The sequence below is a fragment of the Pseudoalteromonas sp. S4492 genome, from assembly GCF_005886115.1.
In the GTDB taxonomy this organism is placed as follows: Bacteria; Pseudomonadota; Gammaproteobacteria; order Enterobacterales; family Alteromonadaceae; genus Pseudoalteromonas; species Pseudoalteromonas gelatinilytica.
Window position 1 is genome coordinate 1 of record NZ_PNCP01000271.1, and the last position, 293, is coordinate 293.

Here is a 293-nt window from a genome sequence, read left to right on the forward strand (position 1 = left end):
ATTCTGAGTGGCGATGCTACTGACAACCTCACCCTGCATGCCGGTTACGGCGAAGCCATTCGCGGGGCCAAGGCGCGGGAAGTGATTCTGATCGGCGATGAAGTCTCCATCGCACAGGGGCTGGAGCCGGAGAAGGCGCGTCAACGTGAAATCAGCCTGGATTGGCATCAGCGCAATGCCCTGATGGAGGGAGATCGTCTCGGCTTCGCACTGACCGGCTTCCATACCGATATCGAGAACTATCAGGCCTATGATCGCGGCAGTGATCCGGCGGTACTCTACAACCTGGATGG

The 293-nt window shown here is 58.7% G+C and carries 1 protein-coding gene; it reads left to right on the top strand.

The window, feature by feature from the left end; translation table 11 throughout:
- Positions 1-293, top strand: a 293-nt coding sequence (locus CWC28_RS21560) for a TonB-dependent receptor domain-containing protein (RefSeq protein ID WP_171038362.1), incomplete at both ends; no start/stop codon positions are given.